Source organism: Cryobacterium flavum (genome assembly GCF_900103805.1).
GTDB classification, from domain to species: Bacteria; Actinomycetota; Actinomycetes; order Actinomycetales; family Microbacteriaceae; genus Cryobacterium; species Cryobacterium flavum.
Genome location: NZ_FNIB01000023.1, coordinates 1 through 16821 on the forward strand (window position 1 = coordinate 1; position 16821 = coordinate 16821).

20 protein-coding genes and 2 pseudogenes are annotated in these 16821 nt (G+C 61.6%); 12 read left to right on the forward strand and 10 right to left on the reverse strand.

Going from position 1 to position 16821, the window contains the following annotated elements; all coding sequences use genetic code 11:
* From BLS91_RS18575 to BLS91_RS18585, 3 genes and pseudogenes are all read right to left on the reverse strand, one after another.
* Nucleotides 1-324 (reverse strand): annotated as a pseudogene (locus BLS91_RS18575) (hypothetical protein); the annotation flags it as partial.
* A 254-nt stretch (nucleotides 325-578) separates the two neighbouring features.
* Nucleotides 579-932 carry a hypothetical protein gene (locus BLS91_RS18580; RefSeq protein WP_092342454.1) on the reverse strand — a complete coding sequence of 118 codons (354 nt, stop codon included), beginning with the start codon at nucleotides 930-932 and terminating at the stop codon, nucleotides 579-581.
* 196 nt (nucleotides 933-1128) lie between these two features.
* Nucleotides 1129-2208 carry an MFS transporter gene (locus BLS91_RS18585; RefSeq protein WP_092342456.1) on the reverse strand — a complete coding sequence of 360 codons (1080 nt, stop codon included), beginning with the start codon at nucleotides 2206-2208 and terminating at the stop codon, nucleotides 1129-1131.
* Between the two features lie 83 nt (nucleotides 2209-2291).
* Here BLS91_RS18585 and BLS91_RS18590 point away from each other — a divergent pair, with 83 nt between their 5' ends.
* Entirely contained in the window at nucleotides 2292-2669 is a 378-nt protein-coding gene (locus tag BLS91_RS18590; protein ID WP_092342458.1) for an ArsR/SmtB family transcription factor, read from the forward strand.
* A gap of 174 nt (nucleotides 2670-2843) precedes the next feature.
* Here BLS91_RS18590 and BLS91_RS21240 read toward each other — a convergent pair whose 3' ends face one another.
* The gene (locus BLS91_RS21240; RefSeq protein ID WP_199181819.1) at nucleotides 2844-3308 is read right to left on the reverse strand and encodes a MerR family transcriptional regulator; all 465 of its coding nucleotides are present in this window, start codon (nucleotides 3306-3308) and stop codon (nucleotides 2844-2846) included.
* Here BLS91_RS21240 and BLS91_RS18600 point away from each other — a divergent pair.
* A complete protein-coding gene (locus BLS91_RS18600) occupies nucleotides 3307-4110 on the forward strand; it encodes an aminotransferase class IV (RefSeq protein ID WP_092342460.1) in 804 nt (267 codons plus the stop codon). The genes BLS91_RS21240 and BLS91_RS18600 overlap by 2 nt on opposite strands.
* A gap of 204 nt (nucleotides 4111-4314) precedes the next feature.
* The gene (locus tag BLS91_RS18605; RefSeq protein WP_092342462.1) at nucleotides 4315-4752 is read left to right on the forward strand and encodes a hypothetical protein; all 438 of its coding nucleotides are present in this window, start codon (nucleotides 4315-4317) and stop codon (nucleotides 4750-4752) included.
* Nucleotides 4753-5058: 306 nt separating this feature from the next.
* On the opposite strand, the gene BLS91_RS18610 is transcribed toward BLS91_RS18605, so the two are convergent.
* The gene (locus BLS91_RS18610; RefSeq protein ID WP_092342464.1) at nucleotides 5059-5850 is read right to left on the reverse strand and encodes a class I SAM-dependent methyltransferase; all 792 of its coding nucleotides are present in this window, start codon (nucleotides 5848-5850) and stop codon (nucleotides 5059-5061) included.
* A gap of 134 nt (nucleotides 5851-5984) precedes the next feature.
* Between BLS91_RS18610 and BLS91_RS18615 the strand changes: the two genes are divergently transcribed.
* The 7 genes and pseudogenes from BLS91_RS18615 (at nucleotide 5985) to BLS91_RS18645 (ending at nucleotide 11555) form a co-directional block, all read left to right on the forward strand.
* Nucleotides 5985-6773, forward strand: coding sequence for a helix-turn-helix transcriptional regulator (locus tag BLS91_RS18615; RefSeq protein WP_092342466.1), 789 nt, complete (start codon nucleotides 5985-5987; stop codon nucleotides 6771-6773).
* A 195-nt stretch (nucleotides 6774-6968) separates the two neighbouring features.
* Nucleotides 6969-7439 (forward strand): annotated as a pseudogene (locus BLS91_RS18620) (tetratricopeptide repeat protein).
* 367 nt (nucleotides 7440-7806) lie between these two features.
* Nucleotides 7807-9060, forward strand: a complete 1254-nt coding sequence (locus tag BLS91_RS18625; RefSeq protein WP_092342468.1) for a D-alanyl-D-alanine carboxypeptidase family protein — start codon at nucleotides 7807-7809, stop codon at nucleotides 9058-9060.
* A 135-nt stretch (nucleotides 9061-9195) separates the two neighbouring features.
* The gene (locus tag BLS91_RS18630; RefSeq protein ID WP_255409950.1) at nucleotides 9196-9438 is read left to right on the forward strand and encodes a recombinase family protein; all 243 of its coding nucleotides are present in this window, start codon (nucleotides 9196-9198) and stop codon (nucleotides 9436-9438) included.
* Nucleotides 9439-9484: 46 nt separating this feature from the next.
* Nucleotides 9485-10156 carry a Type 1 glutamine amidotransferase-like domain-containing protein gene (locus BLS91_RS18635; RefSeq protein WP_092342472.1) on the forward strand — a complete coding sequence of 224 codons (672 nt, stop codon included), beginning with the start codon at nucleotides 9485-9487 and terminating at the stop codon, nucleotides 10154-10156.
* A 371-nt stretch (nucleotides 10157-10527) separates the two neighbouring features.
* Nucleotides 10528-11055 (forward strand): SRPBCC family protein, encoded by a 528-nt coding sequence (locus BLS91_RS18640; RefSeq protein ID WP_158252720.1) that lies wholly within the window; start codon nucleotides 10528-10530, stop codon nucleotides 11053-11055.
* A gap of 20 nt (nucleotides 11056-11075) precedes the next feature.
* Complete coding sequence (locus BLS91_RS18645; protein ID WP_092342491.1) at nucleotides 11076-11555, forward strand: mycothiol transferase; 480 nt, start codon at nucleotides 11076-11078, stop codon at nucleotides 11553-11555.
* A 15-nt stretch (nucleotides 11556-11570) separates the two neighbouring features.
* Here the strand turns inward: BLS91_RS18645 and BLS91_RS21245 are convergent, their stop codons facing one another.
* The 4 genes from BLS91_RS21245 to bla are packed head-to-tail and all read right to left on the reverse strand — an operon-like array spanning nucleotide 11571 to nucleotide 13951.
* Nucleotides 11571-11858 (reverse strand): ArsR/SmtB family transcription factor, encoded by a 288-nt coding sequence (locus tag BLS91_RS21245; protein WP_092342476.1) that lies wholly within the window; start codon nucleotides 11856-11858, stop codon nucleotides 11571-11573.
* 16 nt (nucleotides 11859-11874) lie between these two features.
* Nucleotides 11875-12726: a hypothetical protein gene (locus BLS91_RS18655; RefSeq protein ID WP_092342478.1), complete on the reverse strand. Its 852-nt coding sequence runs from the start codon at nucleotides 12724-12726 to the stop codon at nucleotides 11875-11877.
* Between the two features lie 56 nt (nucleotides 12727-12782).
* Complete coding sequence (locus BLS91_RS18660; RefSeq protein ID WP_134505295.1) at nucleotides 12783-13073, reverse strand: hypothetical protein; 291 nt, start codon at nucleotides 13071-13073, stop codon at nucleotides 12783-12785.
* A 38-nt stretch (nucleotides 13074-13111) separates the two neighbouring features.
* Nucleotides 13112-13951, reverse strand: coding sequence for a class A beta-lactamase (gene bla / locus BLS91_RS18665; protein WP_158252721.1), 840 nt, complete (start codon nucleotides 13949-13951; stop codon nucleotides 13112-13114).
* Between the two features lie 146 nt (nucleotides 13952-14097).
* Here bla and BLS91_RS18670 point away from each other — a divergent pair, with 146 nt between their 5' ends.
* Nucleotides 14098-14976 (forward strand): LysR family transcriptional regulator, encoded by an 879-nt coding sequence (locus BLS91_RS18670; RefSeq protein WP_092342484.1) that lies wholly within the window; start codon nucleotides 14098-14100, stop codon nucleotides 14974-14976.
* Nucleotides 14973-15869: a serine hydrolase gene (locus tag BLS91_RS18675; RefSeq protein WP_092342485.1), complete on the forward strand. Its 897-nt coding sequence runs from the start codon at nucleotides 14973-14975 to the stop codon at nucleotides 15867-15869. The genes BLS91_RS18670 and BLS91_RS18675 overlap by 4 nt, the downstream gene beginning before the upstream one ends.
* Nucleotides 15870-16014: 145 nt before the next feature.
* On the opposite strand, the gene BLS91_RS18680 is transcribed toward BLS91_RS18675, so the two are convergent.
* Nucleotides 16015-16662, reverse strand: coding sequence for a dihydrofolate reductase family protein (locus BLS91_RS18680; RefSeq protein ID WP_092342487.1), 648 nt, complete (start codon nucleotides 16660-16662; stop codon nucleotides 16015-16017).
* Between the last annotated feature and the right edge of the window lie 159 nt (nucleotides 16663-16821).

Genomic DNA, 16821 nt, shown 5'->3' on the forward strand with positions numbered 1-16821 from the left:
GAAGGAGCTCTTCCAGGACGGCCCGACCATGTTGGCCAACAGGTTGGCGCGCTCGGGTGACCCGTCCAGAGTGTGCTGGAGCTGGTCGAAGATCGTGCTGTCTTCGAGCAGACCGGCGTGGTGAATGCAGGCGTTCCACATCCCCGGCCACGCCTCCACCCACGCTGCGGGCGCGTCGGTCGATCCGGTCGGTGCGTGTGCGCGTACCGAATCGTCCGACAGGAGCGAAGGAAGGTCCTCGCCGACCGGATTGAGATTCCACGCTTCTCGAACCCAGAGCAGATCAACCAACGAGTTCGGGTCATCATCGACGGTGATGAGCATGTCATGAGGCCAGGGGTTCCCCGGCATAGGTACAGATGAACGCAAAGTTTCCCCCTTCAGAGCGGATGTCGGGCAGTCTCGCAGAGAACCTTCTCCGAAGGGGAACCCTCACCGGGACAGGCAGTTGCTGGCTTGGTTGGCGAAGAGCCAATGGGTGACGGTGTTTGTGCAGTGCTAAATGGCACCGTCGGTGCGGGAAGCAAATCGTCAGCCGGGCGCTCCACGGGTTGGTGATGCGAGGTCTCGGGTTCGCCTTAGTTCAGTTTTGGACGCAGTACCTCGGGTATCGGGAATGGTAGGGAGAATTCCCGTTCCTCGATGTCAGCGTCACCCCAGTCGTCACGCGTCACCCGAATGCTTTCGGGGGAAAGTTCGGCGATGCGCACCGGCAGCCAGCGTCCGTCGGAAAGGCGAAGCTCGAATGGGTTTGCGAGGAAGCCCAGGCCGATCTCCTCGAGGGTTTCTTCCGCGGTGAGCCAGTCCACCTCGTCCGAGCGCGTTCGGCCCAGCAGATCGATGACCACGAAACCGTCGCCTTCGGGTGTCATCCATCCGATCAGTTCGCCGTCACCACGTCGATGCTCAATCCACTGCGCAGAACCAATCATGACCCCGAGGCTAACAGCGCGCTGACGGTTACCAGCTTGCGGGGATGCGCCCGATCGACGTGGATTGGAGCTGCACGGGAAACCCGCAACGGGAACGGCGAATTCAACCGGTCGTCGCAACGATTGGTTTTTCTGGTTCTGACAGTAGTCGTTGCATCGCTTGGGCGATGCTGACGCCGACAACCGTACCAACGGCTCAGTGTGGACTGAGGTCGCGGCGCACGAGGATTCCACCGGTGATCGCGGCCGCGGCGAGAACCGCCGTGAAGAGGGTGGTGCCTGCGCTCAGTCCGATGCCGGCCAGGAGGGCGGAGAGAATGAGGATCGCAGGGAGCGCGGCGTTGACGGCGATGATGAGGCTGGCCATCGCTGCGAGTGTCGCGCCGGAGCCGAGCAGGAGGATGCCGCGCACCGGTACCCGACTGACGGTGAATTGAACACCTGTCGCGGCGAGGAACATGGCACACGCCATTCCTCCGGCGACCAACGGACTGGAGACGTTGAGCAGGTTCGACAAGAGAGAGGGGCCGAGGGAGAGCACGAAAGAGGTGGCTGTGATCCCTGGCGCGAAGACCGCGATGCCGTAGGCGAGGTGGCGCTGGTTTCGCTTTGGCACACTCGGTAAGTGCAACTTGAACGCTGCATCTGCTGTGCCGGCGCTTTGGCTCGCTGGAGGACGAGGCAGCGGCAGAAAAATGGCGATGACAAGCGCGGTGGCGAGTAATACGAACTCGACCGCAAAGATCACTGGGGCCGGAGTCACCATCCCTTGAGCGAATAGTCCCGACAGGAGCGGACCGAGTCCGGCGCCGAAGACCATGGCGACCGAGGCGGCAAGAGAGGCCTGCCGACGGCGGGCGGGGCCGCCGAGGTCAACGACCGCTGCCATGCCTGCCGAGACGATCACGCCCACCGCGACGCCGGTGAGGAACCGTGCGATCACCAGCAAGAGGACAGAAGAAGCAACTCCGAAGAGTGAACATGCCACTAGCGCGAGCACAAGCCCTGGTATGAGCACCGACTTGCGCCCGAACCGGTCGGCGAATTGTCCGGCAACGGTCAAGGTGAGCAGAAGTCCGACCATGTAGGCGGCGAAGATCACCGTCAGCATTCCCGCGGAGAAGCCCAGCTCCCTCTGCCAAGAAACGAAGAGCGGTGTCGGCGAGTTAGACAAGACAAACACCGCGGTCACGATCAGGGCCGCCAACAGCATCGGCCGCGCGCCGAGCTTGCGGAGTAGTGCCGGGTCGGGCTGCCGGGTCGCGTTCTGTGCCATCGTCCTACCTTCATCGTTCAGTACGAGTTTTCTCGAACATATCATTAGTTCGATAAAACTCGTACTTGGTCTATGCTGTACGTATGCCCGACACATCGAAAACCGTCACACGACGAACCGTTGTCTCGGAGCCTCCCGAGTACCTGCCGGAACCGCTGCCAGAGCCGTCGATCGACGAGCTTCAGTTGGAGGCGCTCATGGGGGCTCTGGCCGATCCGCTACGGCTGACGATCGTGCGCAAACTGATGCTTGAATCCGAGGACTACGACCATTCCTGCGGCTGGTTCGGATTCGACCGCCCAAAATCCTCCCTCACCCATCACTTCAAGGCACTTCGCGAAGCGGGATTAATTCGGCAGCGTCAGTACGGGCTCGAACGCCGCAGCCGCGTACGCACCGAAGACATCAACCAGCGCTTCCCAGGACTCCTCGACCTCGTCGCCCACTGGCATCAAGACTGACGACAATTGCATTGCGAGTCAGACACCCAGCAGCTACATGAACAGTTCCTGAAGCGGCCTCCTCACTGAAACACACTCGCCGCCCCAAATAGGGAACCTCTTGCGGGACGGTGGAGGCAGCAGTCTTCGCTGGGCTCTAGTGCATCGCCGGGGCTTCCCAGCGAGGTGACGAGATCATCGGAGCAGATCCGGAAGGAGCTCGCATTGGGGTTCACTCTCGACTCTGGCAGGGTCGCAGGCATTTGGACCCGAGTTGATCAGGGCCTCGAGGCCTTCGCGAGTGCTCACGAGGCCTGCGATACGCGCGTCATACGCCTTGAGGTGCTCCACTAGTGCGGGTGTCGCGCACGGCTCGAGGCGCCCTGGCTCGGAGACGCAGTCGATGAGTTCAAGAATTGTGCGGGTTGGCAGCCCAACGTCTAGGAGGAAACGGATCGCTCGCACTCTTTCCACCACCGCGGGGTCGAAAAGCCGCTGGCCCGAAGTAGACCGTTCGGCGGCCAAGAGGCCTCTGCTTTGGTAGTACCGAAGAAGCCGCGGCCCGACTCCTGTGAGCGCCGACAACTCACCGATGCGCAGCATTTCGTGCAACGCAGGCTTTGCTTCTGACACTAATGTCACCTCATACCCTTCAATCATGACGCACTCACTGACACTCCTCAACGGTACAGTCGCCTCGTCTGACGACTTGGCTCCACTGGCATTTGCGGGCTTCGCTCACTTCACGGCAATGCAGATTCACGATCGATCCATACGCGGGCTGGACCTGCATCTGCAGCGGCTCCGAGATGCCAGCGACGCGATGTTTGGCAGGCACCTTCCGGATGCCCAAATTGTGGACTATCTCCGTGTGGCACTCAACGCAGCACCCGAGGACGCATCGTTGGCGTTTTTCATCACGTCGTCCCCAGGAGAGTTCGTGGCTCCTCGCGCTGAAGTGCAGCTGGATGTTGTGACGAGAATCACAGATTCTGCCACGGTTCCCCTGGGGCCGTTGGCCTTGGACGTTGTTGCCCACCAGCGCGACCTGCCTCATGTGAAGCACGTCGGCGAAGTGGCCAAGACGCTGCTTCTTCGTCGGGCCGTCACGCGGGGATTTGACGATGCTGCCTTTGAAGATTCTGAAGGACGACTAAGCGAAGCGACTATCTGGAACCTGGCCTTTTGGGATGGACGCTCAGTGATTTGGCCCGAAGCCAACATCCTTACCGGCGTAACTATGCAAATTCTCCAGCGCCAACTCAGCGCACTCGGCGTCGACCAGAAAACCCAACCCATTCGTCGAAACGAATCACTTGGCCAGCTGGCAGGCGTCGTGATGAATTCGTGGACTCCTGGCATCGCCATCGCCCGAATTGGTGATCATCCCCTGATAGCCGATGCCGACTTCACAGGACTTCTCCACTCTGCTTACCAGCACGAGCATCTCGTAAGCGTCTGAGTAGTAACCGTTTTCGTAACCAAGGTCACTTTCAGACGTGCCCTTCGACCGGGGCTTAAACCACCAACGGCTCCTGGGGTCGAGCCGGTAGTGGAAGGCTCAACGGGTGCGCTGACGCCTGAACCGCCGACGTCCGGTCGGGTGATCCGTCACCGGCCACCTCAGAGGATTGCCCGGTTTGGCTCCCGAACGTAGGGTTGAATCATGGCTGAGCATGAAGAGTTGGCAGTTTTTCTGGGTGACTGGCATGCTGAGGGCATCTCTTATGGTGGTGACGAGCAGTCGCTGGATAATCCGCACGCGGGAGCGAGTCCGTGGAACAGCATCCACTTCGCCCGGTGGCATTCGGGCAACTACTTCATCGTGCAAGATGAGCGCGCGAACGGTCCGTTCGACACACTTAGTCTGATGGGCTGGGACGCTGAAGCCGGCCGCTATTTCGCCCGAACGATCGAGAATCACGGCTTCGCACGCGATTACACTCTGACTGTCGACGGTCATACTTGGACGCTGACGGGCGAGCACGAGCGAGCAACGTATCGATTTGGCGAAGACGGTCGCAGCCAGGAGATCGCCTGGGAGTGGAAACCCGCCGAAGTATGGCTACCGCTTTGCGACCGCACCGCTAATCGCATCAACTGATCGAGCACCAACGACCTCCAATGGTGGGTAAGTCTGCCCAGCGCTGTGTCATACGAGAACCCTCAACGGGAAAGGCCACCAGAGCATGCGGCCACCGCTCACCGTCGTCCCGAAGGATTCCTCACCACACATCGCTTCGGTGAGGACCGACGTCCCTGAGCGTGCGATTCGGCCGTAACGCTCAAACCGTTCCTGGCATTCGACGTTGGGTCAGACGAATCAGCTTTCCCAGGCCCTGAGGTTCGGCATCCGCTGGTCAGGGGCGGCGCGCCGAGGAAATTAGGCCTCGCCGACGACGATTGCGGTTCACTTCACCCGGCAGATGATCTCGCCGTGGAGAATTGAGAACCAGCCGTCATCGTCTGTTGCCCATTTCGTCCATGCCTTGCTGATTTCTTGCAGCTCCATCTGGGGGGCAAGGCCGGAATCGGTGATTTGACGCGCGATCGCTGAATTGACGATGCGGTCAGCCCACACTCCTCCCCACCAGGCACGCTCGGCCGGGGTGGAATAGCACCAGGTGCTTGAAGTGGCCGTGACGTCTGCGAGCCCGGCGGCGTGAGCCCATGACAGGAGCTGACGTCCGGCATCGGGTTCGCCGCCGTTGGCGCGGGCGGCGGTTCGGTATAGATCGAGCCAGGTATCAAGTTCGGGGAGCCGCGGCCACCAGCAGAATCCGCTGTAGTCGCTGTCGCGCACCGCCACGATGCCACCGGGCCGAGTGACGCGAGCCATCTCGCGCAGAGCCAGCACGGGGTCGGCGACGTGCTGCAACACCTGATGCGCATGAGTGACATCGAAGCTCCCGTCGTCGAACTCGAGGGCGTGAATGTCCGCGACCCGGAAGTCGATGTTGGACGTGCCGCGCTCGGCCGCAGTTGCCCGGCTGAGCTGTAACTCGTTGGGCCCAATCTCCGTTGCGGTGACCTCCGCGACGAGCCCCGAAAGATCCGCGGTGATCGTGCCCGGACCCGCGCCAACATCGAGCAGGCGATCGGTGGGCCGCAGCAGCGGAAGCAAATACGCCGCGGAATTCTCGGCAGTGCGCGAACGATGGGACCGCAATACGGATTCGTGATAGCCGTGTGTGTAAACCATTACAGGAGCTCCTTCAGATCGTGGACTCTTTCGTTTTCAAGCCTCCACGGTACGGTGGCGGGTAGGAAGACCGTAATCTTCCTAGGAGCCCTGCACCCCCCTGCTGGCGGGGCGGATTCTGAGGAGGATGCCCCGTGCCCAACGCGCTTGGCGATTTCCTTCGGGCCCGACGCGCTGACGCCAGTCTGGAGTCCCCGACCGTCTGCGGCGCGAGCCGACGACGTGTCACCGGCCTGCGGCGAGAAGAGGTCTCCACCGCTGCAGGTATCAGCGTTGATTACTACACGCGTCTCGAGCAAGGCCGCGAAAACCACCCCAGCGACGCCGTCTTGGACGCTCTTGCCCGAGCACTCCTCCTAACGCCCGACGCCACAGAACACCTCCACCGTCTTCGCGGAGCGAACCCTGCACCAGCGCGAAACCCGCATGGGGATGAAGGTTTACTCGCCGAGCGCATGGCGACCTTGGTTGAGGCAGTCCGACCCAACCCCGCATATGTCCTAGACCGGCTGAGCAACATGCTCGCGGCGAACCCAGAAGGACTCGCACTCTATGACGGCTTCGCAGACGTCTCACCGCGACAGCGGAACACCTGCCGGTATCTGATGACCAGCCCCCGGGAGCGCGAGATCTTCCTCGAGTGGGAGGAGATCGCACGCGGGGCCGTCGCCCACCTTCGGGCCGCCAACGCCGATAACCTGCACGACCCTGGGCTTCAGGCTCTCGTTGCGGAGTTGAGTGAGGAAAGTGCGCTGTTCGAGGAATGGTGGAGCGAGCACATCGTCGAGCGACGGCGCACCTCAATCAAGCACATTCGCGCGACGGACGGCGACACCATCGCTCGACGATACGAAGTGCTCCATCTCCCCGAAGAGGGGCTCCGTATGACCCTCTGGCTACCGGGAACCTCGGAGGTGCCCTAGCAAAACGCCCAGGCTCGGTGCCCGTAAGCCGGACCGTGAGCGCCACGGATTTGGGCTAAGCCCCAGAGTCACGGCTGGCCTCGCTCCTCGTTTCACGGGGGAACCTTCAGCGGACAGCCGTGGTGAAGGCACAATAGGTGGATGACACTTGATGAGGAGCTCGACCGGATCTTCACTGTTCGCGATCGGAATGACATGCAGCCCACAATCGATGCGCTGCTACCGATTTTGGCGGAACACCCGGCTGACGCTCGCGTGCTCTACGAAGTGGGCGGCGCTTACGACACTGCCGGTCAGGAGCAGACCGCGCAATCGTTCTACGAACAAGCCCTCCACGCTGGCCTCTCAGGGGACATGCTGCGCCGATGCTACGTCTAGTACGGATCCACGCTGCGGAATCTCGGCGAGTTCGCTCGCTCGGTGGAAGTCTTCGAGCGTGCCCGACAGGACTTCCCGGACTCGCCATCGCTGGTGGTGTTCCAAGCGATCTCCCTTCATGCTTCCAGCCGCTTCGATGAGGCTGTCGCTGCGTTGCTCGAAGTGGTTGTTGAGGGTGTCGAGTCGCCAGATATTGAACGGTATAAGCCATCCATCCGCGGCAACGCCGTTTACATCCGGTCCCTCGCGACCTCCGCGCAGCCAGGAGAGCAGTGCAATGCCCGTTAGCGGGACGGCGAGTAGAAAGGCCGAGCAGGTCATCGACGGCTCTCGCTCCAGTCCCGTAAGCCGAACGTCTTACGGGCCGTTTTCGGTGAGCGCTCAGCGAGCTGTTGCCTCGTGCCTCGCCGAAGTCATCGCGCTGCTATGCCACGGGCGTTTCCTCGGCGGGTATCTCGGTGACGACGCGGAACAGATCTCTACTGCCATGAATCGAACGAAACGACAGACAGCAATAAGGTGAACCTCATTCAATGTGTCACAAACACCGGATCGATCCTCGGGCTGGTCGCTGGGCACTCAATGCTCTCTCGGTGCTGCGACACCAAAGGGGCGCGCTGCGGGGCTGCTGCTTCGTTCGTGTGATAGTTGTCTGATGGATTCCACACGCTCGGTGCCGCCGTTTCGCCGCCGTCGATTCATTGCGGCAGTCGTCGCTGTCGTCGTCCTTGGCTCCGCTGGGTACAGCACGGCTGCGCTTACCCAGCCGATGCCGACCGCGACCGCGACACTCACGGTACCGGTCATCGAAACAGGCGCTGCCGCGCAGATCGCCTGGCCGTCGGTCGGCCGTGGAGCGCTCGGTGCGGTCGGGTTCGACGGTGTCCTGAGTTCCAGCGGTGGCGAAGACCCCTTCCCGATTGCAAGCCTCGCAAAGATGATCACCTCGCTCGTTGTGTTGGAGCACAAGCCCATCGTCGCCGGCGAGAATGGTCCGGACATCCACATCACCGACGATGACGTCCAATGGCTCGACGACACGATCGCAGAAAACGGTTCCTGGGCACCGGTCGTTTCCGGATCCGTGTTCACGCAACGGCAGGTGCTGGAAGTGATGATGCTGCCCTCAGCCAACAACTACAGCAAGACACTCGCGATCTGGGCATTCGGGAGCGTCGGTGCATTCCTCGACGCCACCCGGACGTGGCTTGCCGATCATGGGCTCACCGGTACCACGCTTACCAACACGAGCGGGCTTGGAGCCTCCAACGTGAGCACCACGAGGGACCTGGTTGAGATCGGCAAGCTGGCTCTTGCGAACCCAGTACTGGCGGGAGTCGTGTCCGAGAAGACGGCGATACTGCCCAACATCGGAGAGATCGAAAACCTCAACAGCCTGCTCGGCACGGCAGGAATCACGGGCATGAAGACCGGGACCGACTACGATTCAGGCTCGTGCATCCTCTTCTCGGCCGAAGTGCCGGTGGGGGCTACGATCATCACCGTGGTCGGAGCGATCCTCGGGGCAGACACCTGGCGAGAGCGCAACGCGGCTCTCCTCGATGTCCTCTCGAGCGTTCCACCCGCCTTCGAACGCGTCCAGCTCGTCACAGCAGGTGATCGTGTGGGCGCGTACTCACCCGAGTGGATCAACGGCGCCATGAACAGCAGCGATGTCGTGGCCGGCACAGACGCGTCGGCCCTCGTCTGGAAAGGCACAACCGTCACAGCAACGGCAACAGCACTGTCCCTGAAGGACGGCTCGACCGGTTCCACTGTCGGCTCGCTCGAATTCACACTCAGCGCGGCCTCACAAGATCAAGGCACGTCGATCCGCGTCCCGCTCACGCTCGCCGCCGACATCACCCCCGCCACCGCCTGGCACCGCCTCACCAACCCAGCCTTGTAGCAACGCGACCCGACTTCGGGATCGGCCGGATGGGTTGATCCCGAAGGCGGGTCGCTTCGAGGACGGTGGCGGTGGCGTCATCTATGAGGTTCGCGGGACGGACGTCGATGACCTCGCCGTCTCCGTTGCGATGCCCTGGCGATGGTCGCGGAGTTCGAGCGCGACCTCATCGTGCAGCGCACCAAAGAAGGGTTAGCGATCGCCAAGGCCAACGGCCGGCTACTGGGTACCAAGCCTAAGCTGAGTGATCGTCGCGCGAAGGAGCTCAGGGACGATTTCGACAGTGGCGACTACACCCTCGCGGAGTTGGCCGAAGACTACCGCGTGTCCCGAGCCACGATCTACAGAACCTTGAAGCGAGCAGTAGGGTCGCAATGAACCTGGACCTCGCAGGCACAACCACCCTTCACGAAACGGAGTCCTCTTGAAGCTCTTGCTGACGTCGGGCGGCGTCACGAATCCGAGCATCCACTCGGCTCTGGTGGAGCTACTCGGCAAGCCGATCGCCGAGTGTCACGCTTTGGTCGTCCCCACTGCTCAGTGGGGCCACCCGATGTGCGGACCGGCGTCGGTGCGGAGCCTGGTAGCTGCCGAGCCCGACTACCGGCACTTCTCCGGTCTTGGCTGGGCGTCGCTGGGTGTCCTCGAGCTAACGGCACTGCCCACCATCGGCGCAGAGCGATGGGTCCCCTGGGTCCAGAAGGCCGACGTGCTCCTTGTCGACGGCGGCGACGCGACGTATCTGTGCCACTGGATGCGGGAATCCGGACTGGTCGACCTGATGCCTTCGCTGCCCCACACGGTCTGGGTGGGAGTCAGCGCAGGAAGCATGGTGATGACGCCCCGGATCGGGGAGTACTTCGTCGAGTGGCCGTCCGCTCCGGACGACCGCACTCTCGGAGTCGTCGACTTCTCGATCTTCCCGCACCTCGACGCTTTCCCGACGAACACCCTGGGCGACGCAGAACGGTGGGCCGCCAGCATTGGTGGCCCGGCCTACGCCATCGACGAACAGACGGCCATAAAGGTCGTCGACGGCTCCGTCCAAGTGGTCTCCGAAGGACAATGGACGAAGTTCGGGCCTCGACCGACCTGACGACTTCATGAACCTGACGGCCCGGCGCCCCACGATCGCATGCCACGCCTGTGACGACGATCTACAGGAGCCTGAAACGATCCGGGGAGCATGCGTGAAGCGAGGTATCGGACGCATTAATTGCCGAACCGAGGACGGCGCCGAGCGGGCGACCTCCCCCACGAGTGCTGGCTGCCACCGCCAGTGGGCAGTTCCTCATGGCCCTTGACGCTCAGTGGCGGTATTGCCGGTTGAATCCATTATCACTGCTAGCAGTGCACCAATGGATGGGCCCGACCGCCGGTTCTTCGAAACGCGTTTGGACGGTCTCGAAAAGCACCTCACGACGATGTTCCCAGCCACGAACGAATGCCCTGACAGGAAGAAGGAGCATGATGTCCCAGACACGCACTGAAAGAAGCTTTACCCTGACCCGCATCCTGCGGGCACCGCGCAATATCGTTTTCAAGGCTTGGACTGAGCCGGAAAACCTCGCCTGGTTTTCCAACCCCGCTATGCCCACTCCCACGGCGCCTATCCAGGTTGATCTCAGAGTTGGCGGCGTATGGCGTCAACAAATGGTGGTCGATGGCGATCTTCAATACCCCACCGGCGGGGTATACCTCGAAGTCGTTCCAGACGAACGGTTGGTCTTTCGGTGGGGAGCGGCTGGAGGATGGCCAGAGCTCGTCGGAGACCGCGAGCTCGAAGCACCGATCGTGACCGTCAACCTCCGCGACGTCGCAGAAGGCACACACCTCGAACTCACTGTCGCCTTTCCCGAGCAGCTGGCGGATGAGGAGGTGCGCGACCTCATGGAAGGCGGCACCCGTGATGGATGGAGCGCCACAATTGACCGAGTTGCACATAGCACCGCCATCACCACCTGGCACATTCGCCAATCCAATCCGCACGTGTGATGAGCAGGGGACTGCTGAACATGGGTGACGCACAACTGCTCGCACAGTTAGCGAACGAGCGCCAGCATGTGCTGCGAGCGGTTGACGGGCTGGCGGAGGATGCGATGCATCGGGTGATAGTTCCGTCTGGTTGGACGATCACGCGGCTTCTCAACCACCTCGCCTACGACGACGAGAGGTTCTGGATCTCGGCCGTTCTAAGTGGTGACGTGAGAGCGATCGAAGCCCTTCACGACGGCTGGGCATCGGACCCGATGACGGGCGCGGAAGCAATCGAAACATACAAGCGCGAGATCGCTCGGAGCGACGAGGTGCTCAGGAGAATCGATTTCGACGCCCTTCCCCGGTGGAGGCCTTCAGCCAGCGTCTTCGAGGCACCACCGCTGCCTAACGGGCGCGAGGTCGTGTTTCGCGTCCTTGCTGAGACCTCAGTGCACGCAGGCCACCTTGACATCATGCGCGAGCTCATCGATGGTCATCAGAACCTCGTCGTTGGATAACTCCCAAAATGGGGTTCAAGTGACGTCAACGGGCACCGGCCGGGCAGGAACCTGAATCTTTTTCTGCATAGGAAGCAAAGATTTTTCGCCGGAATGTCCTGCCCGTCGCCATCGAGCGGAGCTGGTTTCCGTGATGAGCCCGGCCGGCTCGAGTACGTTCAGGTGGCGTGAGATAAAAAGCACGCTGATCGTGTGCGGGGCGGCGAGTTCGGTAACTGTCGCCTCCCTTTTCTGTAGCTGCTCCATTAGTGCGCGGCGCGATGGGTCAGCCAGCGCTAGAAATATCGTGCTCAAGCCATCCATTTGCGCTTCAATGTAATTACGTTTGAGCGCAATTACTAGCCCCGAGTTCCTCAGGAATCAGCGGCTCCCATGATCCGTACTGATCGAACAGTTGAAGATCTACGTCGAGGATGAAGCACGCAGTGGATGTGCTCTTGGCTGTGGTGTTGGCTTCCTCCGGGGCCGACGCTGCTATACGCACCTTGCCCGTAATACGGCTGCCCTCTTGAGAAACATCCTCGACGGCGACTCGTACGGAGGTGTCGGCCGACGACAAACGCGCCTTCTTGATCACGTCCACCACGGCGTCCGCATCGACCAATTCGTGACGCGGCTGGCTGCCGTCGCTGTTATGAAACAGAAGCCATCTGACGTCTTGGTCGAGGCTGCTGACGCTGACCTGAACCACCCAGGCAGCAGCCGCGTCTCGGGTCCACGAAACCACCTCTGTTGGTGGTGACCACGCCGCGAGGGGGTGGGGGCAATCGACTGGTGTGGAGGTGACCTTGTGGCCCGTCCGCTCTATCGACGCGCACGCTGTGCCTACCACTATTTCCTCGGTGCTGAATCCTCGTTCGGCATCAGAGCTGTAAGGTCCCGGCCCGGGCCCCGGTACGTCCCTCCTCCAGATAGCGATCCGAGCACGATCGACGGACGAGTCGATGACGCGATAAACCTCTCCTGAAGAGGTGAAGCGTGCACGCAAGTCGGCCCTCGGTTCATTGAACTCGCGCAAATCTGCCATCGTCGAAACCTCGAAGAACCCAGCAATCTCCGGAATGTACTCGCTCAACTCGGCGGAAATCTCCGCCCGCCCATCACCTCCGCTGAACAGTGATGCCAGGGTGATCCCGCCCAGCGGGACACCGACAAGGCCGAGCCACGTCATCGGGCCGGGCGGGCGGCGTCCCGGTGTCGTCGCGCCGGCATACGGCTCGCCGCGACTCAAAACGTAATCCAATAGACACCGAGCGAACCCACTGCGAAGCGGGCGACTCGAAGCAAGACGATGACCGCTATTGCGATGGTCAGCCAGAGCCACCATCGACGGCCGGTATTCGCGATGGCCAACGCGATAAGGATGGGGACGGAGAGATATATCACGGACACGACCAGTAGGGCAGCGGTGGACCCCAGGGAAGATACGTCACTTACTGAGGCGATGCTGGCCACCTCAGGGAACAAGGAAATGGCTGTGGTGATGGTTCCAATAACTCCGACCGCCCAAGCGAGCACGAATTGGATAGTGCGTGCGGGTCGCGGTTTGTTGGCGATCATCCGAGTTCGGAGACGAGCAGTCGCGTGGTGTCGGCTATCACTTCATTGTTACCTTTTGCGTTGGGGTCGTTGGTCCGGGTAAGGATGCACAAAGCGATGGGGTCAGTGTCGTCTGGCCAGAGGATACCAGCGTCGTTAACGATGCCATAACCTCCTGCACCGGTCTTATCCGCGAGTTCGTATGAGCCGGTCAGTCCCGCGCGTGCCCGGGTGCTCGAGGTGCTGTTACGGAGCATCCAGTCGTGGAGCTTGCTTCGGGCAAGTTGTCCGGCTCCTCCGTCGACGAGGAGCGCACGCAGGACGGCCACCATGTCATCAGCGGTGGTTGTGTCTCGCGGATCGTCGGGAAGTCCCTCATTGAGTTCGGGTTCGATGCGATCCAACCGGGTGGCGGTGGCGCCGAAAGAACCAACGACTCGGGCGATGGTTTTTGGCCCGCCAATTTCTCGCAACAAGAGGTTCCCTGCGGTGTTGTCCGAGAAGCGAAGCGCTGCATCCGCCATCTCATCCGGGGTCATCGTCAAAGTCGTCAGCTTGGAGGCGACAGGTGAATTTACGACGATATCTGCTGCAGTGAATGGGATCGGGGTGTTCCAGTACTGCTCGTCATAGCCACGTTCACTCACTAGCGCGCCGACGGCAATGACTTTAAACAGCGAGCACATCGGAAACAAGTCTGTCGATCGATGCTGGACGCGTCGGTTCGTACCGAGATTGACCGCGGTCACGGCGATGGTCACACCAGACTGCATTTCGAGGTCTTCGATTCGTCGGTTGAAGGCGTCGGTGGTAGCTCGAGGAACGGGTGCGGTCGAGCATCCGGCCAGCGCGAGCATCGCTGCCCCACCGACTAGGAGAGCGCGCCGCGTTGGGCCGGAAGGAAGAGTAGTTGCCATGGCGACACTCTTCGGGACAAACTGTAGTCAGTCCAATCATTATTAAGCGTTATTGATTCCGTTAGGGAATAGACAAGAATCCTCGTATGGACATCGTTGCTGGCTGCGAAGCGTTCGTGAGCGTAAGTCGAAGAGGAAGCTTCACCTACGGCGCCGCCGAGTGCGGTATCCCACAGTCCGTAGCGAGCAAACGCATCGCGTCACTAGAGGACCATCTCGGTGGCCAGCTTCTTGATCGGACGACCCGGCGAGTCGAGCTGACCGAGCTCGGTCGGATTCTGCTTCCATCCGCATCGGCGATCGTGTCACTTGCGGAGGGGCTACGCGATCAGGCAAGACGACAACTACACCGACCCGTCACCTTAATGATGCCGACGGCCCTCGCTGTGGCAGATCTGTCACAGATAGCAATAGCGGCCCGTAAACACGATTTCGCACTGCGAATCGAGACGGCAGAGCCTGCAGTGCGAGGCGAGATGGTCAGGGTCGGGCGAGCGGAGTACGCCGTGCAGCCGGTACCGGCGGCGGATGCGGTGTGGCAAGTAAATCTCGGTGTGGCATCCGCACAAACTACGGGAGATAGCCAGTTTCAACTCGAATCGATCCGAGTGCGACGAGGCGAGATGAAACGACCGACGCGCAAGCTGTGGATCCAAACCGAAGACAACGTCCCGCACATTCGCGATCGCATCACCTGGCTGGCGAACTCGATCTCGTTACAGCCCGGCCAGCTGAAAGTCGCCGACACATTGATTGAAGCAGTCACCGGCGTGGCAGGCAGCAAAGACCTGCTCCTGTGCTCGGAGCGAGAAGCAGACCACCTGCAACTTCACTGGCGGCACATTCGAGAGCTGCACCTCGTACGGGGCTACGCTCTCGCAAGCAGAACCGGCGAACGCGACGCCGAACTGCTCGACGGAAGCGCTTCTCCCATCGCTTGCGCTCTTGGCGGTCGAATCATATGAAACACCTCCAGCAGATCCTCGCTGACGCAGAAAATCAACTCGAAGAAGCCGGACTACGAGGGGGCTTCCTCGTCCGAGACCTCGACACCGGCACCGAGATCGGGATAGAACCAGACACCATCTTCCCCATCGCATCACTGGTAAAAGTGCCTCTCGCTCTCACTGTTCTCGAGATGATCCGAACCGGCGATTTGGACCCGGCACGCACGATCGAACTTCTTCCCGAAAACCGAACACCCGGGCTGACCGGGCTCTGCACCTTCCAATACCCGACCAAGGTCGCAGTATTCGACCTCGTCTCCCTCGCGCTTTCCATCAGTGATGACACCGCCGCCGACGCACTATTCGACATTTGCACGCCGCGCATGGTCGATCACCATATGCAGCAGCTGCACATACCCGGCCTCCGTATCCGCCACACCATCCGCACTCTCTACCAAACTCTCGCCGAGCGGCTCGCCCCACACGAGGCCCACCTCGCCCACACCTTAGCCATCCAGGCAGGCACACCGGGCGGGGGACACCTCATCCCGCAACTCGACATCACTCAAGCCAACGCCGGCTCGGCGCGAAGCTTCGTCAACCTCCTCGAGCAGATCTGGATCCACTCAGCCCCTAGCCCCGAAACGGCATTCACCACCCAACAAATGATGAGCACAAACCTGATGCGGCACCGCCTCACGCCTGACTTTGCAACCGGAACATCCCGCTGGGCATCGAAAACCGGCACCTTCCTCAACCTCCGACACGAGGTAGGAGTCGTCGAGCACAACGACGGCACCCGATTCGCCGTCGCCGCCCTCACCGAATCGCGAGTCCCGACCGCCACACAACCAGCCGCCGAACAAACACTCGGACACATAGCCCGCACACTTCACGACACCATCAGATAACAGCAGGTGAATACACTCGAGACTGCGAAAGCGTCTTGCAAATCCAGGGTTTCGAAACGGACCTCCCGGGCGACGAGCCACTGCGGATGTTAGCGATACACAGCAGGATCGGAAGGTGCTCACAGCGCTCCGATCAGCAATCGTCCTATCGTGCGAAGGTCACGTGGATCGTGCCACTCTCGGCCACTTCCGTTGTTACCGTGTGGGTGAGGTCGAGGCTGGGCAGGCCGTCCCACAGCCGAGTGCCCCGGCCGAGGAGGATCGGGGCGACCATGAGGTGCAAGTGATCGACGAGGCCGGCGCGCAGGAAGTCGCGCGCGGTGCCGACTCCACCGCCGACGCGCACGTCCAGGCCGCCGGCAGCCTCGGTCGCCTCCGCGAGCACGTCCTCGATTGCTGCGTTGCGGAAGTGGAACGTTGTTCCGCCCTTCATCGGGATCGACGGACGCGGTGCGGTGTGGGTGAGGACGTAGACCGGGGTGCCGAACGGCGGCTGGTCACCCCACCAGCCCTTCCAATCCGGATCGTCGGGAAACGAGTGCAGGCCGAACATGGTCGCGCCCATGATCTCGGCGCCGACGCCCTCGAAGAACGCGGCCGCGTAGGAGTCGTCGATTTCGGTCGTGCCGGTGCCGCTGGTGTCGCCGAAGACGCGCTCGTGGAACGTGCGGGTCGCGGCGTAGGCTGCAGTGAGGCGCCCCCAGTCCTCACCCATTGGATTTTCGGGGGCGTGTTCGGTCGTCGAGGTGTAGCCGTCCAGCGAGATGAACAGGTCGATGCGAACGCGGGTCATGTCAGGTTTCCTTCGGGGTTGTGCAGGTCATGTGGATGCCGAGCCGGTCGGCTTGGTGTGCGGCGGGGGTTCGTTGCTCGCCGAGCCACAGGTGTAGGACGTCGAGGGCGCCCGGTCGCAGGCTCATGGTGCGGACGCGCCCATGCTTCTGTGACGTGA